22 protein-coding genes are annotated in these 21399 nt (G+C 58.9%); 14 read left to right on the forward strand and 8 right to left on the reverse strand.

Features of this window, described 5'->3' with window-relative positions; translation table 11 throughout:
- Positions 1–234: 234 nt before the first annotated feature.
- The 5 genes from ABD827_RS07430 to ABD827_RS07450 form a co-directional block, all read right to left on the reverse strand.
- Positions 235–1638, reverse strand: a complete 1404-nt coding sequence (locus ABD827_RS07430; RefSeq protein WP_344963729.1) for an aspartate aminotransferase family protein — start codon at positions 1636–1638, stop codon at positions 235–237.
- Between the two features lie 26 nt (positions 1639–1664).
- A complete protein-coding gene (locus ABD827_RS07435) occupies positions 1665–3176 on the reverse strand; it encodes an NAD-dependent succinate-semialdehyde dehydrogenase (RefSeq protein WP_344963731.1) in 1512 nt (503 codons plus the stop codon).
- A 204-nt stretch (positions 3177–3380) separates the two neighbouring features.
- A complete protein-coding gene (locus tag ABD827_RS07440; protein WP_344963733.1) occupies positions 3381–3860 on the reverse strand; it encodes an Lrp/AsnC family transcriptional regulator in 480 nt (159 codons plus the stop codon).
- A 151-nt stretch (positions 3861–4011) separates the two neighbouring features.
- Entirely contained in the window at positions 4012–5013 is a 1002-nt protein-coding gene (gene doeB / locus ABD827_RS07445; RefSeq protein ID WP_344963735.1) for a N(2)-acetyl-L-2,4-diaminobutanoate deacetylase DoeB, read from the reverse strand.
- A gap of 5 nt (positions 5014–5018) precedes the next feature.
- The gene (locus ABD827_RS07450; RefSeq protein WP_344963737.1) at positions 5019–6206 is read right to left on the reverse strand and encodes a M24 family metallopeptidase; all 1188 of its coding nucleotides are present in this window, start codon (positions 6204–6206) and stop codon (positions 5019–5021) included.
- A gap of 602 nt (positions 6207–6808) precedes the next feature.
- On the opposite strand from ABD827_RS07450, the gene ABD827_RS07455 reads away from it, so the two are divergent.
- Entirely contained in the window at positions 6809–8086 is a 1278-nt protein-coding gene (locus ABD827_RS07455) for a dicarboxylate/amino acid:cation symporter (protein ID WP_298720203.1), read from the forward strand.
- A 53-nt stretch (positions 8087–8139) separates the two neighbouring features.
- Here the strand turns inward: ABD827_RS07455 and ABD827_RS07460 are convergent, their stop codons facing one another.
- On the reverse strand, positions 8140–8574 hold the full coding sequence (locus tag ABD827_RS07460) for a PACE efflux transporter (protein ID WP_298720200.1): 435 nt from the start codon (positions 8572–8574) through the stop codon (positions 8140–8142).
- A gap of 91 nt (positions 8575–8665) precedes the next feature.
- Between ABD827_RS07460 and ABD827_RS07465 the strand changes: the two genes are divergently transcribed.
- Positions 8666–9556, forward strand: a complete 891-nt coding sequence (locus ABD827_RS07465; RefSeq protein ID WP_344963741.1) for a LysR family transcriptional regulator — start codon at positions 8666–8668, stop codon at positions 9554–9556.
- Here ABD827_RS07465 and ygfZ read toward each other — a convergent pair.
- Positions 9538–10425, reverse strand: coding sequence for a CAF17-like 4Fe-4S cluster assembly/insertion protein YgfZ (ygfZ, locus tag ABD827_RS07470; RefSeq protein WP_344963846.1), 888 nt, complete (start codon positions 10423–10425; stop codon positions 9538–9540). The genes ABD827_RS07465 and ygfZ overlap by 19 nt on opposite strands.
- 149 nt (positions 10426–10574) lie before the next feature.
- Between ygfZ and ABD827_RS07475 the strand changes: the two genes are divergently transcribed.
- Together ABD827_RS07475 and ABD827_RS07480 are read left to right on the forward strand one after the other, a co-directional pair.
- Positions 10575–10838 carry an FAD assembly factor SdhE gene (locus tag ABD827_RS07475; RefSeq protein WP_298720194.1) on the forward strand — a complete coding sequence of 88 codons (264 nt, stop codon included), beginning with the start codon at positions 10575–10577 and terminating at the stop codon, positions 10836–10838.
- 10 nt (positions 10839–10848) lie between these two features.
- Positions 10849–11190, forward strand: a complete 342-nt coding sequence (locus ABD827_RS07480) for a hypothetical protein (protein ID WP_344963743.1) — start codon at positions 10849–10851, stop codon at positions 11188–11190.
- A 4-nt stretch (positions 11191–11194) separates the two neighbouring features.
- On the opposite strand, the gene nadB is transcribed toward ABD827_RS07480, so the two are convergent.
- On the reverse strand, positions 11195–12811 hold the full coding sequence (gene nadB / locus ABD827_RS07485) for an L-aspartate oxidase (protein WP_344963745.1): 1617 nt from the start codon (positions 12809–12811) through the stop codon (positions 11195–11197).
- A gap of 183 nt (positions 12812–12994) precedes the next feature.
- On the opposite strand from nadB, the gene rpoE reads away from it, so the two are divergent.
- The 10 genes from rpoE to pdxJ all read left to right on the forward strand — a co-directional run bounded on the left by rpoE (position 12995) and on the right by pdxJ (position 21398).
- Positions 12995–13573, forward strand: coding sequence for an RNA polymerase sigma factor RpoE (gene rpoE, locus ABD827_RS07490; RefSeq protein ID WP_298720185.1), 579 nt, complete (start codon positions 12995–12997; stop codon positions 13571–13573).
- Positions 13574–13601: 28 nt separating this feature from the next.
- Positions 13602–14162: a sigma-E factor negative regulatory protein gene (locus tag ABD827_RS07495; RefSeq protein ID WP_344963847.1), complete on the forward strand. Its 561-nt coding sequence runs from the start codon at positions 13602–13604 to the stop codon at positions 14160–14162.
- A gap of 69 nt (positions 14163–14231) precedes the next feature.
- Positions 14232–15149 carry a MucB/RseB C-terminal domain-containing protein gene (locus tag ABD827_RS07500; RefSeq protein ID WP_344963849.1) on the forward strand — a complete coding sequence of 306 codons (918 nt, stop codon included), beginning with the start codon at positions 14232–14234 and terminating at the stop codon, positions 15147–15149.
- The gene (locus tag ABD827_RS07505) at positions 15146–15595 is read left to right on the forward strand and encodes a SoxR reducing system RseC family protein (protein ID WP_344963747.1); all 450 of its coding nucleotides are present in this window, start codon (positions 15146–15148) and stop codon (positions 15593–15595) included. Before ABD827_RS07500 ends, ABD827_RS07505 begins: the two co-directional genes overlap by 4 nt.
- Positions 15596–15674: 79 nt before the next feature.
- Positions 15675–17471: a translation elongation factor 4 gene (gene lepA / locus ABD827_RS07510; RefSeq protein ID WP_298720178.1), complete on the forward strand. Its 1797-nt coding sequence runs from the start codon at positions 15675–15677 to the stop codon at positions 17469–17471.
- A 2-nt stretch (positions 17472–17473) separates the two neighbouring features.
- A complete protein-coding gene (gene lepB / locus ABD827_RS07515; protein ID WP_344963750.1) occupies positions 17474–18388 on the forward strand; it encodes a signal peptidase I in 915 nt (304 codons plus the stop codon).
- The gene (gene rnc, locus ABD827_RS07520; RefSeq protein ID WP_298720172.1) at positions 18388–19056 is read left to right on the forward strand and encodes a ribonuclease III; all 669 of its coding nucleotides are present in this window, start codon (positions 18388–18390) and stop codon (positions 19054–19056) included. The genes lepB and rnc overlap by 1 nt, the downstream gene beginning before the upstream one ends.
- Complete coding sequence (gene era, locus ABD827_RS07525; RefSeq protein ID WP_344963752.1) at positions 19053–19958, forward strand: GTPase Era; 906 nt, start codon at positions 19053–19055, stop codon at positions 19956–19958. The genes rnc and era overlap by 4 nt, the downstream gene beginning before the upstream one ends.
- A gap of 2 nt (positions 19959–19960) precedes the next feature.
- Positions 19961–20668, forward strand: coding sequence for a DNA repair protein RecO (recO, locus tag ABD827_RS07530; protein WP_344963754.1), 708 nt, complete (start codon positions 19961–19963; stop codon positions 20666–20668).
- Positions 20661–21398, forward strand: coding sequence for a pyridoxine 5'-phosphate synthase (gene pdxJ, locus ABD827_RS07535; RefSeq protein ID WP_298720164.1), 738 nt, complete (start codon positions 20661–20663; stop codon positions 21396–21398). The genes recO and pdxJ overlap by 8 nt, the downstream gene beginning before the upstream one ends.
- Position 21399: the final 1 nt, after the last annotated feature.

Consider the following 21399-nt stretch of genomic DNA (forward strand, 5'->3'; position numbering starts at 1 on the left):
TGGCTCGACGCTTGGCGCTATTAAATGTAGCTGGCGGGACTGCGAAGCAGGATGATTTATGCGGTTACTCTGCAAAAGTCGGACAAAGGGCCCGCTCCGCCGACTCGCTATGAATACCTCCAACAGTCACAAGTGGGCACAGCGTCCGACGTCATTAAACCGGTTTACGCTGTGCCCCTGTTTTGGTCGAATAAATTCGACCTACAACACCATTCTTGCCGTTACTTCAGACTATCACCCTTTCCAGTCGCCGCTGCTGAGCAGCTTGTCGGTGACCTTGTTTACCGCGCGGGCGGTGCGTTCCACTATGTCGTCGATATCGTTGCGAGTCACCACCAGTGGCGGGGCAAAGCCCAGAATGTCGCCGTGGGGCATGGCGCGGGCGATCAGGCCCTGCTCCAGACAGGCGGCGGCAATTTGCGGGCCCACCTTGAGGTTGGGATCGAAATGGGTGCGTTTGGCCTTGTTGCTGGAGAATTCCAGCGCGTGCAGCAGGCCGACGCCGCGAGACTCGCCCACCAGCGGGTGATCGGCAAAGGTTTCCTGCATGCGCTGTTGCAGGTAGGCGCCGGTATCGCGGGCGTTGGCGGTCAGGTTTTCGCGGGCGATAATGTCGAGGTTGCACAGCGCGGCGGCCGCGCCCATTGGGTGGCCGGAATAGGTGTAACCGTGGCCGATGGCGCCCCATTCGTCGGTGCCTTGCTCCAGCACACTCCATACCTTATCGCCGACGATCACCCCCGATAATGGCTGGTAGGCCGAGGTCAGGCCCTTGGCGATGGTCATCAAGTCCGGCTTCATGTCGTAGTGAATGGAGCCGAAGTCTGACCCTAAGCGCCCGAAGCCACAGACCACCTCGTCGGCAATCAGCAGAATGTCGTACTTGTCGAGCACCTTGCGGATCTCGGCCCAGTAGCCTTGGGGCGGCGGCACTATACCACCGGTGCCCAGCACCGGCTCGCCGATCATCGCGGCCACGGTGTCCGGCCCTTCCGCCAGAATCATCTCTTCCAGCTTGGCGGCGCAGTAGCGGGAGAATTCGGCCTCGCTCATGTTGTCGTCGGGGCGGCGGTAATACACCGGCGCCAGGGTGTGCTTGATGCGATCCAGCGGCAGATCGAAGTGGGCATGAAACAGCGGTAGCCCGGTCATGGAGCCGGAGGCGATGCTGGAGCCGTGATAGCCGCGATCCCGCGAGATGATCTTCTTCTTCTCGGGGCGGCCCAGGGCGTTGTTGTAGTACCACACCAGCTTGAGCTGGGTTTCGTTGGCATCACTGCCCGACATGCCGTAATACACCTTGCTCATGCCGGCGGGTGCCATCTTGATGATGCGGTCCGACAGCTCGATCAGCGCCTCGTTGGTGTGGCCCACATAGGTGTGATAGTAGGCCAGCTTCTTGGCCTGCTCGTAGATGGCCTCGGCCATTTCGGTGCGGCCGTAGCCGATGTTGACGCAATAGAGGCCGGCAAAGGCATCCAGCAGCTCTATGCCTTCCGAGTCCTGAATGCGAATGCCCTGCGCGCCGGTGATGATGCGGCCGCCCATTTCACCATGGGCATATTGCTTGAGGTGGGTCGAGGCATGAAACACGGTGTTGCGGTCGATGTCGAGCAGTTTTCTGGTATCTATGGTCATGGTCGTCACTCCTTGATAGTGCTAGTTCAGCGTCCGCCGGGCAGGTTGCCCAGGCAGTAATATTTGATCTGGCTGTATTCGTCGAAGCCGTGGCGGCTGCCTTCCCGGCCCAGGCCCGACTGCTTGATGCCGCCGAAGGGAATGCCGTGGCCGGTCATCTTCACCGAGTTGACCGACACCATGCCGAATTCCAGCCCGCGCAGCAGTTGCCAGATGTGGCGAATATCGTGGCCATAAACATAGGCGGCCAGGCCATATTCGGTGTCGTTGGCCAGGGGAATAAGCTCATCAAGGTGGTCGTAGGCCAGCACCCCGGCCACCGGGCAGAAGTTCTCTTCGCGAAACACCTTCATCTGCGGGGTCACGTCGGCCAGCAGGGTCGGCATAAAGAAGTTGGGGCCCGGTGCGGAGTGCTGGCTGCCGGCGATCAGGCGCGCGCCTTTGGTGACGGCGTCATCCACAATTTCCTGTGCCTTGGCCACCGCCCGGTGTGAAATCAGCGGCCCCATGGTCACGCCCTGCTCAAAGCCGTTGCCGACCTTGATATGTGCCATTTCGCCGGCGAAGGCCTCAAGAAAGGCCTCGTAGCCGCTGCGGGGCACGAAAATGCGGTTGGCGGCCAGGCAGTCCTGCCCGGCGGTCTGAAACTTGGCGGCCACCGCCGCCCTGGCCGCTTCGGCGATATCCATATCCGGCAGCACGATAAAGGGCGCGTTGCCGCCCAACTCCATCGAGCACTTTTTCACGGTGCCGGCGGCCTGTTCCAACAGCAGTTTGCCGACGCGGGTCGAGCCGGTGAACGACAGCGCCCGCACCGGATCGGCGCGGCACAGGGCGGCACAGATGTCGGCGCCCCGGCCGGTGACCACGTTGATCACCCCGGGCGGAAAACCGGCACGCTCGGCCAGTTCGGCCAGCGCCAGCGCCGAAAACGGGGTTTCGCTGGCCGGTTTGATCAGCACGGTGCAACCGATGGCCAGGGCGGCGGCGGCCTTGCGGGTGATCATCGCATGGGGAAAGTTCCAGGGCGTGATCAGCGCCGCCACGCCGATGGGCTCGCGCAGGGTCGCCAATTGGGCGTTGGCAATATGGCTGGGAATGGTGTCGCCGTAGGCGCGGCGGCCTTCTTCCGCGAACCAGCGTACGAATGAAGCGCCGTAGTCGATTTCGCCCAGGGCGTCGGCCAGCGACTTGCCCTGTTCCAGCACCATCAGGGTGGCCAGATCCTCCTTGTGCTCAAGAATCAGGTCGTGCCAGCGTAACAGCCGGGCAGCGCGCTCATCGGCCAGCAAGTCACGCCAGGCGGGAAAGGCGTTGGCGGCGGCGGCAATGGCGTCATCAAGCTGCGGCGGCTGCAACTGGGTGCAGTGACCAATCACATCATTGGTGGCGGGGTTGAACACGGCGATATCGTCGTTGCCATACACCCATTTGCCGTTGATGTAGGCCAGCTCGCGCACCAGCCGGGCATCCTTTAGATAAGGCATGATGGCGTCGGTCACCTTGCTGTGTGTTGTGGTGTTGAAGGACAGGCTCATCGGCGGCACCTCCCGGGCTATTGAACATAGGTTATTGAATATGGGTTATTGAATGTGGCGTCGGGCCACAGCATGGTTGCCATGAGGTCATTCTAGGAGGGAAGGTGGCGAGATACTTTTTGTTGCGGTGGTATTAAGGTGATGATTTTTCTGATCCGCCCGCCGAAAAAACGGTTTTCTTCTGGCGGGCCGCAAACGGCAATATCAGGCCAGTGCGTCTGCGTCGAATACCAGCCCGGGCGGCTGTTGCTTGATGGTTTTGGTGACGATGTAGGTGAAGTAACGCTCGATGCCGATATTGGACTCCAGCCAGCCGTCGATCAGTCGTTGGTATTGATCTATGCCCTCGCACATCACCCGCAGTATGTAATCCACGCCGCCGCCGGTGGCGTAGCAGTCCACCACCTGTTCGCAGTCGATCATGGCCTGTTCGAAGCGCTGAAACGCCTCGGCGCTGTGCTGTTTGAGGCTCACTTCCACCAGCACCGGTGTATACCGAAACAGGGCTTCGCTGTTGATGCGTACGCCATAGCCTTCGATGATGCCGGCTTCTTCCAGCCGCTTTACCCGTTCCCAGCAGGGGCTGACCGACAGGCTGATGGCATCGGCCAGGCCCGACTTGGTGATGCGGCCCTGCCGGTGCAGTATCTGCAGAATCTTGATGTCGTAACGATCCAGTCGCATGTTTTCCTCCAGCCCGATGGCTGTGAAAATGATGAATCCCGTAGGCAAAAGGCGAACTCTTGTTATCGATAGCCTATTTTATCAAGGGGTTAGTCTGGCTTTCTGTGTGGTTACCGTAGCAGAGCCTGGGCCAGAGACACAACGCCCCGCCTCAGCCATTCGGTTCGACGGCCAGCACCGCAAAGGTGTCGCCGATATCCACCAGGGCCGGATGACGCCGCCCCGCCAGAATGCCATGCCGTTTAGCTCGGTATTCCACCGGCGCTTGCCCGGTGCGCTCCAGCTGATGAATGCGCGCCACCAGATCTCCTTTTTTTACTTCATCGCCAAGCGAGATGCACAGCTCCAGCAGCCCCTTGTGTTCACTCATCATGTAGCAGGAGCCGTCGGGCATGTCGAGTAGCCGCGGCGGGGTGTCGGCGTGCAGATAGTCGCCTCCGGTAATGCCGGCGAACAGCAAAAAGTTATGCACTCCCCGTTCGGCCAGCCCTATGGTCTCGGGCGTGCTGGTGCCGCCGCCGCCCAGCTCGGTGGTGACGAATACCTTGCCCTGGGATTCTACCGCCGTGTCATACAGCGAGGCGCTGTCCAGCTCGAACATCACCATCACATTGGCGGTGCCGAACAGCATGGCGCCCTCGATGCAGGCGGCTTCCTGAGCCGGGTCCGATAACCGGTGTGCGGCCGAGAAGGGAATAAAGTCCAGCGTCTTGCCACCGGAATGAATGTCCAGAGCATAGTCGCACAAGGGCACCAGATAACGGCTGAAATAGTCGGCGATGCGCTCCGTCATGCTGCCCCCGGGATGACCGGGAAAACTGCGGTTCAGGTTGCCCCGATCGAGGGGGGAAGTACGGCTGCCGTTTTGTACTGCCGGATAGTTCATCGCCGGTATGATGATGACCCGGCCCTGTACCTGCCCGGTCTCCAGGCTGTTGGCCAGCTTGTACAGGGCGGTCATGCCCTCGTATTCGTCGCCGTGGTTGCCGCCGGTGAGCAGGGCGGTGGGGCCGGTTCCGTTCTTGATCACCGTTATCGGTATCATGATGCAGCCCCAGGCGGAATGATCGCTGGAGTAGGGCAGTTTGAGAAAGCCGTGCTGTTTACCCTGTTGTTCAAGGTCGACGGTAGCGGTGATGGTGGTTGCCTGCATGTCTGTTACCTCTTCACAAACAGTTGCCGTGGGTAGTTGCTCAGGGTTTCTACCCCGGTGTGGGTGATGACGATGCTCTCGGTGGTTTCCATGCCCCAGTCGTCCAGCCACAGGCCGGGCATGAAGTGAAAGGCCATGCCCGTCTCCAGTATGGTCTGGTCGGTGTTGCGCAGGCTCATGGTGCGCTCGCCCCAGTCTGGCGGATAACTGAGGCCGATGGGGTAACCACAGCGGGCGCCTTCCCGGTCGAAACCGTATTCCGCCAGGGTGGCGTTGAGGGCATTGGCAATATCGGCGCAGCGGTTACCGGGTTTGGCGGCGGCCAGGCCGGCTTCCAGCCCGGCATTAAGGGCGGCTTCGGCGCGCAGAAAGTCGTTGGTCGGCTGGCCCAGATAGATGGTGCGCGAAAGAATACAGTGATAGCGCCGATGACAGCCGGCGAGCTCGAAGAAGGTGCCTTCGTTGTTATTGAAGGGGCGCTCGTCCCAGGTCAGGTGGGGCGCCGAGGCATCCTTGCCCGAGGGCAGCATGGGCACCACGGCCGGATAATCGCCGTAATGACCGTCATGACCTTCCATCGCCACCCGATAGATTTCGGCCACCAGCCGGTTCTTGGGCAGGCCGGGCTCTATCATCTCCAGCGCGGCTCTGTGCATGTTCTCGACGATGCGGGCGGCGATGCGCATGTAACGCAGCTCGGTTTCCGATTTTATCGCCCGGCACCAGTTGACCAGAGCGGTGGCGTCCACCAGGTCGGCGTCGGGCAGGTTGTCGCGCAAGGCCAGGTAGGCGGTGGGGCTGAAATAGTAGTTATCCATTTCGACGCCGATGTTGCCGTAGGCCCAGTCGCGAGGCTTGAGCAACTGGTTGGCCAGGTACTCCATGGCATGCATCGGTGGATTCATCACGTAATAGTCCGGATACCAGGTAATGTTCTCTTCCTGCAGATAGACGGTACGTCTGGCACCGTTGGAATCCATCTGTCGGCCATACCAGATGGGTTCACCGGCCGGGCCGACCACCACCACCTGAGGGGTATAAAAAGACCAGCCGTCGTAACCCGTCAGCCAGGCGATATTGGAGGGATCGTGCAGGATCAGCGTCTGGATATCCTGCCTTGTCATGGCGTCTCTGACCTTGGTCAGGCGTTGCTGATATTCCTCGATGGAAAAGCTGGGCAGTGGATTGTGCATGTAGCGCCTCGCGATAGCCGATGATCGGACCTTGGCCTGCCTCGACAGGCGGTTGTGATTGAATCTGTGGACGGTTGTGCCGGGGGCGCCACAACCCCGCTCAGCGATCAACCGAAGGCATACTCGACGTTGACGGCAACGACCGGTAGCACCGGCGAATGCCGGCTCGCACGCAGATGACAGGAAGCAAGGTGATTGTCTGGCGATCTCTCTTCATGCGAATGACCTCAAGGGGCCCGCGGCCCATGGTGCTCAAGTGGTACTCATCCTTTTTTTCAGCATAGCAACGAACCCGGCGCCTGCATCAAGACGGTTGAATGCTTGAATACCGCTCCCGGCAATCGCATCGGTAGAGGAGGCGCAGTTCAGGCTGCCGATGGGGCAGAACGAGGTCAAGCCAGCCTCATTCGAATATTAAATTTATTTTATAAATGATAAAAAATTGTGATTCTGTTCACGATGTAACCAGTTGTGCCGCTTGCGGGGTTGCCGATCTGTTTTTTAAATGTAAAATTCTGCGACTTGCCAACTGAGCCAGTTTACTTATCTATAAAAACAATCAATAGCAGATCAATCGTTCAGGTTTTGCTGAGGAATACACAATGAAAGGTTCTCTCTCTACCCGCATTTTCGCCGGCCTTTTTGCCGGTCTGATTATCGGCAGCATGATCCAGTATCTTTTTACTGGAGTCTCGTTTTTAAACGACAACGTGGTGGGCCTGGCCGAAGGGTTGGGCGGTATGTTTGTGTCACTGATCAAGCTGATGGTGGTGCCGCTGGTCTATATCTCCATCGTGACCGGTATCTGCGAGCTGCGTGATATTGCCAGCTTCGGTCGCCTCGGCAGCAAAACCTTCGGGCTTTACGTTATCAACACCATGCTGTCGATTGCCGCCGCCATTCTGGTCGGGGTTATTTTTCAGCCGGGCATGGGCGCCACTCTGCCGCACGGTGCCTCGACTACCGTTGAGCTGGCCACCACCGAAACACCCGATATCGGCGCCATGCTGATCGGCATAGTGCCCAGCAACCCGGTGCAGGCCTTTGCCTCCGGTGACATGCTGCAGATTATCTTCATGGCCATTATTACCGGCCTGGCCATTCAGGCCATGGGCAGCGCCGCCGCCCCCGCGATGCGCACCTTCCGCGTGGCCAACCAGGTGATGATGAAGCTGGTGGGTCTGGTGATGACCCTGGCTCCTTACGGTGTGTTTGCGCTGATGATCAGCCTGGGTGCCACCCTGGAAGCCAACACCCTGATGTCGGTTGCCGGCTACGTTGGTATGGTGGTACTGGTGCTGGCGTTCTGGATTCTGGTGGTGTATCCGCTGGCCGTATGGCTGACTACCGGCGTCAAGCCGAGCGAGTTCCGCAAGGCCACTCGTGAACAGCTGTTGTTTTCGCTGTCTACCGCCAGCTCCAACGCCACCATTCCGGTGACCATGCGTACCCTGACCGAGAAGCTGGGCGTGTCCCGTGCCATCGCCGGTTTTGGTGTGCCGCTGGGTGCGACCATCAACATGTCCGGCTCGGCCATCTACATCACTCTGGCGGCCATGTTTGCCGCCAACATTTCCGGCACGCCGATTCCGGCCGGTGACCTGCTGACCGTGGGGGTGACCGTGCTGCTGATGTCGGTGGGCGTGGGCGGTGTACCCGGCGGTGCCGTGGTCATGGCCGGTGTACTGCTGCATCAGATGGGCCTGCCGATTGAAGCCATGGCCATTATCATGGCGGTGGACCGCATCAACGACATGTTCTGTACCGCGTCCAACGTGGTGGGCGATACCGCCGTCAACACCATAGTGGCGAAGATGGAAGGCAACCCACAAGCGCTGGAAGACGGTGCCGAACTGGCGCCAACCACCCAGAAGTCATAACAAAGTGAATTGAAAAAAAACCGCCGAAAGGCGGTTTTTTTGTTCAGGCTATCCTAGCCGGGTACCCGGCGGGTTGGATGTGGGATGGGAAAAACCTTGTCGTAGGCCAGGTTATAGAGGAAGGCATACACCAGATAAAAAGTGGCCATGGCAATGTCCATCATGAAGGCCTCCCACAGGCTAATACCCAGATACCAGGCGATCATCGGCATGAACAGCAGCAGCAAACCCCCTTCAAACAGCAGGGCGTGAGACACCCGAATCGGGACTGTCTTGCGCACATCACCGCGCAGTTTCAGCATGGCGTGATCAAACAGCAGGTTGTAAACATAATTCCACAAGGTGGCGATAATGGAGCCAACCACCGCCATGGTGCCCATCAGGTGGAGTTCGAAGCCGAAGATCCAGCTGGCCAGCGGGGCAAAGATAATCAGACCTATTATCTCGAATCCCAGGGTATGGCGAATACGATCTTTGGTGGTACGCATGAAAACTCCTTGCTGATGTTATCGTCTTAGAGGCTGATTCTATCTGCTAATATCCTATATCAAAGTTGGAATGTATCGGATTAATAGATAGATGAGTTTTTCATTGGAGCAGTTGCAGGCTTTTGTGGCGACCGTGGATACCGGCTCTTTCTCTGCCGCCGCCCGGCGACTGGGCAAGGCGCAGTCGGTGATCAGTACCGCGGTGTCCAATCTGGAAATCGATCTGGGCAACAGCCTGTTTTTGCGCAGTGGCCGTTATCCCCGCCTGACGCCGGCCGGGGAGCGGTTACTGGCGGAAGCGCGGGTGATACTCGAGCGCTGCGAGCATTTTCGCGGGGTCGCCAAAAGCCTGGGTGAAGGGGTGGAAAGCCGGCTGGTGCTGGCGGTTGATGAACTTTACCCGCTGGATCTACTGGGTGGCCTGATGGATGAATTTGCCCGCCGTTTTCCCAGCGTCGAGCTGGAGCTGCTGTTTCCACTGATGGAGGATGTCAGCCGCATGGTGCTGGAAGAGCGGGTCGATCTGGGCATTATGTGGCGTCAGGAGATTCTGCCTTCGGCCCTGAACTTTCATGCGCTTGGCTGGGTGCCGCTGAAAATTGTCTGTGCGCCGGAGCATCAACTGGCCCGCCAGCGGGTAGGGTGGGAAGAGCTCAAGCGTTACCGGCAACTGATGGTGGCAACCCGCAACGACAGTGAAGAAAAAGTCCGGCTAAGGCTGGCCGCCGATGTCTGGTGGGTAGAAAGCCACTGGGTCATTGTCGAGCTGGTACAGCGTAATCTGGGCTGGGCCTTTGTGCCCGGCCACGTGGTGGCCGGCGCTCTGGCTAATGGTTATCTGGTCTCGCCGGCGCTGGAGTTTGACGATCAGGACTGGCCGGTGGCTCTGGAACTGATCTGGCACAAGCAGCGGCCTCTGGGCAAGGCCGCTGCCTGGTTGAAAGAGGCGGCAATTGCCGCGGCTCAATCGACCAGTTCGTAGGGCAGGGGCTGCAGGCTCAGCCGGCTGTCATCCTGGCCCTTGATGCGAAATACCGCGTCGGCTTCCATATCCTTGTTCAACACCGACGTTAGCAGACAGCTTTCACCCTGTTGCCAGACGCTCAGCACGGTGCCGGCCCGGCGCCAGTTGTCGCCCAGTTGCAGCTCCAGATCCTGGTTGACGCCAATATCGCCGGCAGCGGTGCCGGTCAGCACGAACATCGCCTTCTTGTTGGCGCCCCGATACTTGGCGCGGGCCACGGTTTCCTGGCCCATGTAACAGCCCTTGGTGAAGCTGATACCACCAATGGCCTGCAGGTTGAGCATCTGGGGAATATATTCGCCCTGATGTTCGGCGCTCATGTCCGGCAGGCCGGCATGAATCATCAGCCCCTGCCATTCCTGCTCGCTGCCGCGGGGCAGTTCGGCCAGTTCGGCCAACTCAACACCCTGGGGCAGCAGCAGCAGCGCATGCTCGGCGGCGACCGGTATCACTATGCCGCCCTGCAACAGATTGCCGTCACCAAGCTGATGGTTGAGCCAGTGGGACAGGCCTTCGCCGGCCAGGCCGAACACCTGCCATTGCGAGCTGACGTCTTCGACCTCGGTATCGGCGAACACGGCGAATTTTTTCAGTTCCGGCAACTGACGTGCCACCAGTGATCGGTTGAGCACCAGCAGCAGTTGCTCGCCCAGGTTGGCCAGCCAGAACGAGGCCCACAGTTTGCCCTTGCTGTCGCAATGGCCGCCGGCGGTGGCATCACCGGGATTAAGCTGGTTTACATCACAGGTAACCTGACCCTGCAGGTATTTGGTTCTGTCTGCGCCGGTCAGGCCGATCACGGCCCTGTCGGTCAGGGGGTAAAGCATGGGAGAAGAAGCAAGAGTCAACACGGGACGCTCCCTTGATTGGCTATCAATAAATTAAGTGTGACCTTCATGGTAAAGATGGCCAACACATTTGTCAGTACTCATTCGACCTTATACCATGAGCTTTGTTTTATTTTCTGGAAGCCACCATGGTCAAACTTTCTGATAAACCGCGTCTTGTCTGGGCCTGCCGCCGTGGCATGCTGGAGCTGGACGTGATTCTTGCCCCCTTTGTCGAACACGAATACGACGGGCTGAGCGAAGCGCACAAGGCGGCATTCCGCCGTTTGCTGGAATGCGATGATCCGGACCTGTTCGCCTGGTTTATGGGCCATCAGCGCACCGACGACGCACAACTGCAGGCTATGGTGGAATATATTCTTGAGCGTAACCAGGTTCGCAATCAGCGCTGAGCCGTCCCGTTTGCATCGCTGTTATCTGCTGGCGGCGGCCACGGCCTTGTGGTTGCCGGCCAGCCTGTTGCTGGACGCCGACCGCTTGCTCTGGTTTGCCCCCGGCTGGCTGCTGGTGTTGGTATTGCTGTGGATTCGCGGTGGCGATTACCGTCTGGAGGGGGAATACAACAACGGCGTGCTCAGCCTGAACGGGCGCAGCGGCGTCTTGTCGCGATATAGCCGGGCCGGGCCCGGCTTTTTGTTGCTGGTGCTGAAAGACGATCCCTGGCCGCCGCTGTGGCTGTTTCAGGATGCAGTACCGGAGTCGGTGTTCCGCCGCCTGTCACAGAAGGTCTTGCTGGCCAGCTAGCTGTCTATTCATCCATATAGTTGCTCGGCACCATGATGGTCGGCTTGGGATCCGCCAGCTGCTCCGGGTAATCCAGGGTGTAATGCAGGCCGCGGGATTCCTTGCGCTCCATCGCCGAGCGCACGATCAACTCGGCCACCTGTACCAGGTTGCGCAGCTCCAGCAGATTGTTGCTGACCCGGAAATTGGCGTAATACTCCTGAATTTCCTGCTGCAGCAGATCGATGCGGCGTTTGGCCCGTTCCAGTCGCTTGTCGGAGCGAACGATGCCGACGTAATCCCACATGAACAGTCGCAGCTCGTGCCAGTTGTGGTGGATCACCACCTCTTCGTCCGAGTCGGCGACCTTGCTTTCGTCCCACAGCGGCAATATCGGCGGCTCCGGCGTGGTTGCCAGCTTGGCCAGCATGTCTTCACCGGCGGCGCGGGCAAACACTATACATTCCAGCAGCGAGTTGGAGGCCATGCGATTGGCGCCATGCAGGCCGGTGTAGGACACCTCGCCGATGGCATAGAGGCCCTCGATATCGGTATGACCCTTGCGATCCACCATGACGCCGCCGCAGGTATAGTGGGCCGCGGGCACCACCGGCATCGGTTGTTGGGTAATGTCGATGCCCACCTTGAGGCAGCGCTCATAAATGGTGGGGAAGTGCTTGAGAATGAAGTCGGCCGGCTGATGGCTGATGTCCAGATACATGCATTCGGCACCGAGACGCTTCATTTCATGGTCGATGGCCCGCGCCACTATGTCGCGTGGGGCCAGCTCGGCCCGCTGGTCATAATCGGGCATGAAGCGGCTGCCGTCGGGACGCTTGAGCAGGGCCCCTTCACCGCGCAGCGCTTCGCTCAGCAGAAAGTTGTTGTCTGCCGGATGAAACAGGCTGGTGGGATGGAACTGGTTGAATTCCATGTTGGCGACCCGGCAGCCGGCGCGCCAGGCCATGGCGATACCGTCACCGGAGCTGACGTCCGGGTTGGAGGTGTACTGATACACCTTGGAGGCACCGCCGGTGGCCATGGCGATAAAGCGGGCCCGTACCGTTTCTACCCGCTCTTTGTTGCGGTTCCAGACGTAGGCACCGAGCACCCGGTTGCCGGGCAGGCCCAGCTTGGCACTGGTGATTAAATCCAGCGCGTTGACCCGTTCCAGAATATGAATGTTGGGATGTCGCTGCACCTGTTCGTTCAGGGTAAGCTGTACCGCTCTGCCGGTGGCATCGGCGGCATGAAAAATGCGTCTGTGGCTGTGGCCACCTTCCCGGGTGAGGTGATAGGAAGCCTCTCCCTGGGCCGACTCTTCGGTATCGAAGGGCACGCCCTGGCCAATCAGCCATTGAATGGCGCCGGGGGCGTTGCTGGCGGTAAACTCCACCACCGCTTCGTCACAGAGTCCGGCGCCGGCAATCAGGGTGTCGGCAACATGGGATTCAATGCTATCCGTTTCATCGAACACAGCGGCAATGCCGCCCTGGGCATAGAGGGTCGAGCCTTCGGCAAGCGGCCCCTTGCTGAGCACATGAACCCTGGCATGATCGGCCAGTTTCAGCGCCAGCGACAGTCCGGCGGCACCGCTGCCAATGATGAGTACGTCGCAGAGGTATTCAACGGGATCCTTCATAAAGTATCATTGGCCCAGTATGGATAATCTTTCTATGTTATCCCAAGCCGCCGACAGGTGCAGCTGGAATCACCTTTCTCAAATGAGTTCAGAACTTTTGTCCGCATCCGCAGTCTATCAAGGTGCGCTTATTACGGGCCGGTGTGGCAACGCATCGGATTATTCGGAGGTTACGCGGCTCGCATGAGCGATAATTTAACGGACCAGCAACTGGTTGAACGGGTGCAGCGTGGCGATAAAAACGCATACAACCTGCTGGTAAAAAAATATCAGTACAAAGTGGCGAACCTGGTGTCTCGATTTGTGTCTAATCCAGGAGACGTACCGGATGTGACGCAAGAGGCGTTTATCAAGGCGTATCGTGCCTTGCCCGGGTTTCGTGGCGAGAGTGCGTTTTTTACCTGGCTGTACCGGATTGCGGTGAACACCGCCAAGAACTACCTGGTCGCCCAGCGGCGGCGACCTCCGGGCAGCGATGTCGGTATCGAGGATGCAGAGTTTTACGACGGCGGCGAAGGGTTGAAAGATCAGGCGTCACCGGAACATCTCATGTTGTCGGAAGAGATCAGGCGGGCGGTATTCGAGACCATTGAGGTCCTTCCGGAAGATCTTAAAACGGCGATTACCTTACGCGAGCTGGAAGGGATGAGCTATGAAGATATTGCCAAGGTGATGGACTGTCCGGTAGGGACCGTTCGTTCCCGGATTTTCCGGGCACGCGAGGCGATCGACAAGCGGGTCCAGCCGTTACTTCAGGGTTGAACGGAGAATAACTGTTATGGCTAACGTTATGGCAAACAAGGAACAGATTTCGGCATTGGTAGACGGAGAAATTCAGGACAAGGTCTTGCTGGAACAGCTGGGAGATGATCTCGAGCTGGCGGATATCTTTGGCCGTTATCATCTGTACGGCGATGCCTTGCGTCGCGAGCTGCCGAGTCATCTTCAGCTGGACATGAGCGACAGAATCGCGGCGGCGCTGGCCGACGAACCGGCGATGATCGCGGCTCCGGCGGCGTCTTCTACCCATACCGCACAGGCAGAGCAGGCCGGTGTGGTGCGGCCGCTGTTTGGTCGTGTTACTCCCATGCTGCGTTATGTTGGCCAGTTTGCGGTGGCGGCGTCGGTATCGGCGGCGTTGATCTTCGGGGTGCAGCAATACGGTCAGAACGAGCTGCCGTCGCCGGTGCTGAATACGGTGCCCATGAACGGTGGTGCGGCTCCGGTCAGCCTGAATTATCAGATAACGCCACGCCAGGGGTCACAGGAACAGGCCCTGCTGGAACAACAGCGTCATATTCATGAGCTGTTGATGGATCACGAATTGCAGCAACGTCTGCGTCAGAACTGAAGGTAATCGGCTTTGAGAATAAAGGGCTTTAATGCCGTTATCCTGGTAATTGTATGGGCATGGTCTGGTGTGGCCGCCGCCGAGAATGAATCGGCAGAGGTCTTGTTGCAGCGTATGCAACAGGCCTATCAGCAGTTGAACTTCGAGTTGACGCTGGTTGATTCCAGCCAGGGGCAGCTCGAACCCAAACGTCTGACCCGGGGGCATATCGACGGTCAGGTATTTACCCACCTTACTCACCTCAATGGCCGGCCGCGCGAGTTCGTGCAGCGCGACGATGAAACCAGTTTCTTCGATGCCAGCCACGATGGCTATACCCTCAAGGACGCCACCCTGCCGGGGCTGTTTCATCGTTTGCAGCTGATGCCACTGGCACCGGTGACAAGCCACTATGATGCGGTTGTCGCCGGGCGCAGTCGAGTGCTGGGGCGGGTGGCGCAGGTAATTCGGCTGGTGCCGAAGGCCGAAGGCTATTACGGCTATGTGCTGTGGCTGGATCAGGAAACCGGTTTGTTGCTCAAGCTGGATACCCTGGATCGGGACGCCGGTGTGGTGGAACAAAGCATGGGGGTGGCGCTGCGGATCAGCGATCAGCCCAGCCCTCTGATCCAGGAGCTGAAAACCGCCGCCTTGCCGCCGGCGATGTCGGTGGCGGATGTGTACCCGACCCCGCAACAATCCCAGCCCTGGCAAACCGGCTGGCTGCCCGCCGGCTTCGAGTTACGCTCGGAGGATAAACACAAGCTGCCGGTCACCGAGCGGCTGGTGAATTACCTGATGCTGTCCAATGGCCTGGTAGACGTATCCGTGTATGTGGCCCAGGCCGGCGCCAATACCGAGCCCCGGCAGCAGCTGGTACGCCAGGGCGCCACCCATCTGGTCAGCCTCATCAGTCCGGCGCGGGTCGAAATTACCGTGGTGGGGGCGATTCCCGCCGATACCGCCCGTCGCATCGCCGAGTCCATTGAGCCCAGGATCACACCATGATTGAAGAGATTGCCACCGTGCTGGCGGTACATGCAAACGGCGTTGAAGTGGTCTGTTTCAGTAAATCGGCCTGCGGCCAGTGCAAGCAAAACAGCAACTGCGGTACCGGCCTGGTCTCCAAGGCCCTGCCCGGGCGCGATCACCGCTTCGTGATTGCGACCGAGTTGCCGCTGGTGGTGGATCAGCAGGTGCGCATCGGCATTCCCGAACAAAGCCTGATCACCAGCGCCCTGCTGGTATATCTGCTGCCGCTGCTGCTGTTGCTGGGCGGTGCCCTGGTGGCTAGCGCCGGACTGGGGCTGGGTGACGGCGGTACCCTGGCGGGGGCCGCTGTCGGCGGTATCGTCGGTTTTGCACTGGCGTCCCGCTGGGCCAAAGGCTCCGGCAAGATACTGGCAGAGCCGGTCATTATCGGGCCGGTGATCCCGGTTGCCAATATCGACTAAGGATTGGCCACGGTAGTGCTAATCCAGTAGAATCCCGCCTTTGACTCTCGCTTTCAGACAACGGACTCCTTATCGCATCATGAAGCATATTCGTAACTTTTCCGTCATCGCTCATATAGACCACGGCAAGTCCACCCTGTCCGATCGTTTGATCCAGGTGTGCGGCGGCTTGACCGATCGAGAAATGCAGCAGCAGGTTCTCGACTCCATGGATCTGGAGCGGGAGCGCGGCATTACCATCAAAGCCCAGAGTGTGACCCTGAACTACCAGGCCAACGACGGCGAACAGTACCAGCTGAACTTTATCGATACCCCGGGGCACGTCGACTTCTCGTATGAAGTTTCCCGCTCTCTTGCCGCCTGTGAGGGCGCGTTGCTGGTAGTGGATGCGGGTCAGGGCGTTGAGGCACAGACTCTGGCCAACTGTTACACCGCTCTGGACATGGATCTGGAAGTGGTACCGGTACTGAACAAGATCGACCTGCCCCAGGCCGAGCCGGAGCGGGTGGCCGAAGAAATTGAAAACATCGTCGGTATCGATGCCCTCGATGCGGTGCGCTGCTCGGCCAAGACCGGCCTGGGTGTGGATGAAGTACTGGAAACCATAGTACGCCAGATTCCGCCGCCGGTAGGCAACCCGGAAGGACCGCTGCAGGCGCTGATCATCGACTCCTGGTTCGACCCCTACCTGGGGGTGGTGTCGCTGGTGCGCATCAAGCACGGCAACCTGAAGAAAAACGACAAGATCAAGGTGATGAGCACCGGCCAGGTGTGGGGCGTGGATCGCATCGGTATCTTTACGCCCAAGCAGAAAGACACCGCCGGCCTGAACTGCGGTGAAGTAGGCTGGGTGGTCTGTGGCATCAAGGAAATTCACGGTGCGCCGGTGGGTGATACCCTGACTCATGCCAAGCACGGTGCCGAAAAAGCGCTGCCCGGCTTCAAGAAGGTCAAGCCGCAGGTGTATGCGGGTCTGTTCCCGATTTCCAGCGATGACTACGAAGCCTTCCGTGATGCGCTGGACAAGCTGTCACTGAACGATGCTTCCCTGTTCTACGAGCCGGAAACTTCCAACGCGCTGGGCTTTGGCTTTCGTTGTGGCTTCCTCGGCATGCTGCACATGGAAATCATTCAGGAGCGTCTGGAGCGGGAATACGATCTGGATCTGATCACCACGGCGCCGACCGTGGTCTACGAGATCGTGCTGACCAACGGTGAAACCATTCACATCGACAGCCCGTCCAACCTGCCGGCCGTCAATAACATCGAAGAGCTGCGCGAGCCCATCGCCGAATGTAATATTCTGGTGCCGCAGGAATACCTGGGCAACGTCATCACCCTCTGTATCGAGAAACGGGGCGTGCAGACCAACATGGTCTATCACGGCAACCAGGTGGCGCTGAGCTATGACATTCCGATGGCGGAAGTGGTGCTCGACTTCTTCGACCGTCTCAAGTCCTGCAGCCGGGGTTATGCCTCGCTGGATTACGGCTTCAAGCGGTTTGACGCCGCCGACATGGTGCGACTGGATATTCTGATCAACGGTGACCGGGTCGATGCGCTGGCCATTATCACCCACAAGGACAACGCCTTGTACCGAGGCCGTCAGCTGGTGGAGAAAATGCGCGAGCTGATCCCGCGGCAGATGTTCGATATCGCCATTCAGGCGTCTATCGGCAACCAGATTATCTCTCGCAGCACGGTCAAGGCCCTGCGCAAGGACGTCACCGCCAAGTGTTACGGCGGCGATGTCAGCCGCAAGAAAAAGCTGCTGGCCAAACAGAAAGAAGGCAAGAAGCGCATGAAGTCCCTGGGGCGGGTCGATATTCCCCAGGATGCCTTCCTGGCGATCCTCCATGTTGGTAAGGACAAGTAACCATGGCGAGTAACTTTGCCCTGATACTGGTGCTGGTGACCCTGGTCACCGGCATTGTCTGGGCCTGTGACAAATGGATATGGGCGCCGAAACGCGCCCGTAAAATTGCCGAGGCCCAGCTGGCTCATGGCAATAAAGTGGATGCGGCGGTACTGAGTCGGGCGGCAAAGGTGCCCGGCTGGATAGAGCAGGCCCGTTCCATCTTTCCGGTGATTGCGACCGTACTGATATTGCGCTCTTTTATCTATGAGCCGTTCCAGATCCCGTCCGGCTCCATGATGCCGACGCTGCTGGTGGGGGATTTCATCTTGGTGGAGAAGTTTGCCTACGGCCTGAAAGAGCCGGTCAGCAATACCACCCTGATCCCGACCGGCAAGCCCGAGCGGGGCGATGTGGTGGTGTTCAAGTACCCGGAAGATACCCGTATCGATTACATCAAGCGGGTGATCGGCCTGCCCGGCGATCGCATCGTTTATCAGGACAAGCAGCTGTTTATCCAGCCGGCCTGTGACGGTGACAACTGCCCCGACTTTACGCCGGTGGACCTTGAATATGAAAAAAGTGGAGAGTTTACCCAGATGGGCATTCCGCTCGAGCATTACGCCGAGCGTCTGACCGACGAGTCCCACGACATACTGCGCAACCCGTTGTTACCCGACCGGGTATCCATGTATTACCGCCAGCCGGGCACGGCGCGGAATGAATGGGTCGTACCCGAAGGCCAATATTTCACCATGGGCGACAACCGGGACAACAGTACCGACAGCCGGTTCTGGGGCTTTGTGCCCGAAGAGAACCTGGTGGGCAAGGCGGTGGCTATCTGGATTAGCTTTGAGTTTGAACGTAACGCCGACAGCTGGTTGCCCTCCTGGGTGCCGAGCGATGTGCGTTTCAGCCGTATAGGCGCAATTCGTTAATGAAAAAACTGAATATTCTGCAAAAAAAACTGGGCCATACCTTCAACGATGAAGCCATGTTGGTACGGGCGCTCACTCACAGAAGCGCCGGCGCTCGCCATAACGAGCGACTGGAATTTCTGGGTGATTCCCTGCTGAGCATGGTGATTGCCGATGCCCTGTTTCATCGTTTTCCCAAGGTGAACGAAGGCGACATGTCACGCATGCGTGCCACCCTGGTGCGAGAAAAAACCCTGGCCGAGCTGGCGCGTGAATTCGAGCTGGGCGATTATTTGATCCTGGGCCCGGGCGAGCTGAAAAGCGGCGGCTTTCGGCGAGAATCCATTCTGGCCGATGCGGTGGAAGCCCTGATTGGCGCCGTGTATCTGGATACGGACATCGAGCAGATGCGCACCATGCTGTTGTCCTGGTATGAAGAGCGACTCAACGACATTCAGCCGGGTATCGATCAGAAAGATCCCAAGACCCGGTTGCAGGAGTTGTTGCAGGGCAAGCGCAAGTCGTTGCCGACCTACACCGTAGTGGACGTGATTGGCGAAGCCCACAATCAGAAATTTACCGTACATTGTCAGATTGATGGTGTACCCGAGCCGGTGGTGGGTATTGGTACCAGCCGTCGCAAGGCCGAGCAATCTGCCGCCGAACATGCCCTGGAAGTGCTGCTATGACAGATCAAGAACAAACCTATTGTGGCTTTATCGCCATTGTCGGCCGACCCAATGTGGGTAAATCGACCCTGATCAACCATCTGCTGGGGCAGAAGGTCAGCATTACCTCGCGCAAGCCGCAGACCACGCGCCACCGCATCATGGGTATCGACACCGAGGGGGCCTACCAGACCATTTATGTGGACACCCCGGGCCTGCACATCGAGGAAAAGCGCGTCATCAACCGGCTGATGAACCGGGCAGCAAGCAGCTCGCTGGGCGACGTGGAGATGGTGGTGTTCATGGTGGAAGGCACCAAATGGACCGCCGACGACGACATGGTGGTGAACAAGCTGCGCCGCATGGACTGCCCGGTGGTACTGGCGATCAACAAGATCGACAACGTCGAGAGCAAGGAAGAATTGCTGCCCCACATGCAGTGGCTGGCTACCAAGTTGAACTTCGCCGACATAGTGCCGATTTCTGCGGAAAAGGGCACCAATGTCGACACCATCGCCAAGCTGGCCCGTGCCCGATTGAAGCCGTCGTTGCATTACTTTCCGGAAGATTACATCACCGACCGCTCTTCACGCTTCATGGCAGCGGAGATTATCCGTGAGAAGCTGATGCGCTTCATGGGTGACGAGCTGCCCTACTCGGTGACGGTAGAAATTGAAGACTACAAGGTTAACGAGCAGGGCATAGTGCACATCAACGGCCTGATCCTGGTCGAGCGCAGCGGCCAGAAGCGCATGGTCATCGGCAACAAGGGCGAGAAGATCAAGGTGATCGGTACCGAAGCGCGACTGGATCTGGAGCGCTTGCTGGAGCAGAAGGTGTTTCTGGAGTTGTGGGTCAAGGTCAAATCCGGCTGGGCCGATGACGAGCGGGCCTTGCGCAGTCTGGGGTATGGTGACGACTGATCATGGCGCACGCCGCCTTCGTCATTCATAGCCGGCCCTACCGGGAAACCAGTCAGCTGGTTGAGGTATTCACCCGGGAACTGGGCCGCCAGAGTCTGGTGGCCAAGGGCAGCCGCCAGCCGCGTTCACCTCTCAAAGGGCTGTTACAGCCCTTTGTGCCGTTAAGGCTCACCTTTGCCGGCAAGGGCGAGCTGAAGAACCTGCACCATGCGGAAGCCACGGCCCCGGCCATCCGGTTGACGGGAACGGCCCTGTACAGCGGCCTCTACCTCAACGAGCTGATCTACTACCTGCTGGAAGCGCATACCCCCTTCGACGAAGTGTTTGACGCCTATCACAATACCCTGAAAAAACTGGCCAATGGCGAAGGTATTGAACCCTGCTTGCGTCATTTCGAGTTTTATATGTTAAACATACTGGGTTATGGCGTCGATTTTACCCTGGACGCCCTGAGCGGCGAGGCCATTCGGCCCGAGGGCTGGTATCGCTATCAGCCGGAGTCCGGTTTCATTGCCCTGGAAAGGGATGAGCCGGGGGCCTATTCGGGCCGCCATCTTCATGCCCTGGCCGAGCTCGATTTAACCCGTCCCGAGGTGCTGGTCTCTGCCAAGCGTTTCAGCCGACAGGCGCTGGGGCCTTATCTCGGCGGCCGGGCCTTGCGCAGTCGCGCCCTGTTTATCAAAGGAAAGAGAGGAAGTCGCAGTGAGTGAATTGTATTTAGGCGTTAATATCGATCACATTGCCACCTTGCGTAATGCCCGGGGCACCAGCTATCCGGATCCGGTGCAGGCGGCGGCCCTGGCCGAGCAGGCGGGCGCCGACGGTATTACCGTGCATCTGCGTGAAGACCGGCGTCATATCATCGATCGGGACGTGGAGATTCTGAGCCAGACCATCCAAACCCGAATGAATCTGGAAATGGCGGTCACCGATGAAATGGTGGATATCGCCTGTCGCATCAAGCCGGCCTTCGTGTGCCTGGTGCCGGAAAAGCGGGAAGAAGTGACCACCGAAGGCGGCCTGGATGTGGCCGGCCAGCTCGACAAGGTGGGAGCCGCCGTGGCCCGCCTGACCGAAGCCGGTATCAAGGTGTCGCTGTTTATCGACGCCGATCGGGCGCAGATCGATGCGGTGGTCGCCACCGGTGCCCCCTATATCGAGATCCATACCGGTCATTACGCCGATGCGCCCAATGAAGCCGAACGATTGGCCGAGCTGAAACGTATCTCGGCGTCCGCCTCTTATGCCCACGATAAGGGCCTCAAGGTCAATGGCGGCCATGGTCTGCATTACCATAACGTCAAGCCGATTGCCGCCATTCCCGAGATGCTGGAGCTGAACATCGGCCATGCCATCATCGCCCGCGCCGCCTTCGACGGTCTGGAAAAGGCCATTCGCGACATGAAACGACTGATGCGCGAAGCCCGCCAGGGTGTTTGAG

The sequence above is a fragment of the Oceanisphaera sediminis genome, from assembly GCF_039539745.1.
GTDB lineage: Bacteria > Pseudomonadota > Gammaproteobacteria > Enterobacterales > Aeromonadaceae > Oceanimonas > Oceanimonas sediminis.

What these genes read in the sequence shown, in the direction of transcription:
- ABD827_RS07430 (WP_344963729.1), bottom strand. Translation starts at nt 1,638, where the DNA reads ATGACCATAGATACCAGAAAACTGCTCGACATCGACCGCAACACCGTG.
- ABD827_RS07435 (WP_344963731.1), bottom strand. Translation starts at nt 3,176, where the DNA reads ATGAGCCTGTCCTTCAACACCACAACACACAGCAAGGTGACCGACGCC.
- ABD827_RS07440 (WP_344963733.1), bottom strand. Translation starts at nt 3,860, where the DNA reads ATGCGACTGGATCGTTACGACATCAAGATTCTGCAGATACTGCACCGG.
- doeB (WP_344963735.1), bottom strand. Translation starts at nt 5,013, where the DNA reads ATGCAGGCAACCACCATCACCGCTACCGTCGACCTTGAACAACAGGGT.
- ABD827_RS07450 (WP_344963737.1), bottom strand. Translation starts at nt 6,206, where the DNA reads ATGCACAATCCACTGCCCAGCTTTTCCATCGAGGAATATCAGCAACGC.
- ABD827_RS07455 (WP_298720203.1), top strand. Translation starts at nt 6,809, where the DNA reads ATGAAAGGTTCTCTCTCTACCCGCATTTTCGCCGGCCTTTTTGCCGGT.
- ABD827_RS07460 (WP_298720200.1), bottom strand. Translation starts at nt 8,574, where the DNA reads ATGCGTACCACCAAAGATCGTATTCGCCATACCCTGGGATTCGAGATA.
- ABD827_RS07465 (WP_344963741.1), top strand. Translation starts at nt 8,666, where the DNA reads ATGAGTTTTTCATTGGAGCAGTTGCAGGCTTTTGTGGCGACCGTGGAT.
- ygfZ (WP_344963846.1), bottom strand. Translation starts at nt 10,425, where the DNA reads ATGCTTTACCCCCTGACCGACAGGGCCGTGATCGGCCTGACCGGCGCA.
- ABD827_RS07475 (WP_298720194.1), top strand. Translation starts at nt 10,575, where the DNA reads ATGGTCAAACTTTCTGATAAACCGCGTCTTGTCTGGGCCTGCCGCCGT.
- nadB (WP_344963745.1), bottom strand. Translation starts at nt 12,811, where the DNA reads ATGAAGGATCCCGTTGAATACCTCTGCGACGTACTCATCATTGGCAGC.
- rpoE (WP_298720185.1), top strand. Translation starts at nt 12,995, where the DNA reads ATGAGCGATAATTTAACGGACCAGCAACTGGTTGAACGGGTGCAGCGT.
- ABD827_RS07495 (WP_344963847.1), top strand. Translation starts at nt 13,602, where the DNA reads ATGGCAAACAAGGAACAGATTTCGGCATTGGTAGACGGAGAAATTCAG.
- ABD827_RS07505 (WP_344963747.1), top strand. Translation starts at nt 15,146, where the DNA reads ATGATTGAAGAGATTGCCACCGTGCTGGCGGTACATGCAAACGGCGTT.
- lepA (WP_298720178.1), top strand. Translation starts at nt 15,675, where the DNA reads ATGAAGCATATTCGTAACTTTTCCGTCATCGCTCATATAGACCACGGC.
- lepB (WP_344963750.1), top strand. Translation starts at nt 17,474, where the DNA reads ATGGCGAGTAACTTTGCCCTGATACTGGTGCTGGTGACCCTGGTCACC.
- rnc (WP_298720172.1), top strand. Translation starts at nt 18,388, where the DNA reads ATGAAAAAACTGAATATTCTGCAAAAAAAACTGGGCCATACCTTCAAC.
- era (WP_344963752.1), top strand. Translation starts at nt 19,053, where the DNA reads ATGACAGATCAAGAACAAACCTATTGTGGCTTTATCGCCATTGTCGGC.
- recO (WP_344963754.1), top strand. Translation starts at nt 19,961, where the DNA reads ATGGCGCACGCCGCCTTCGTCATTCATAGCCGGCCCTACCGGGAAACC.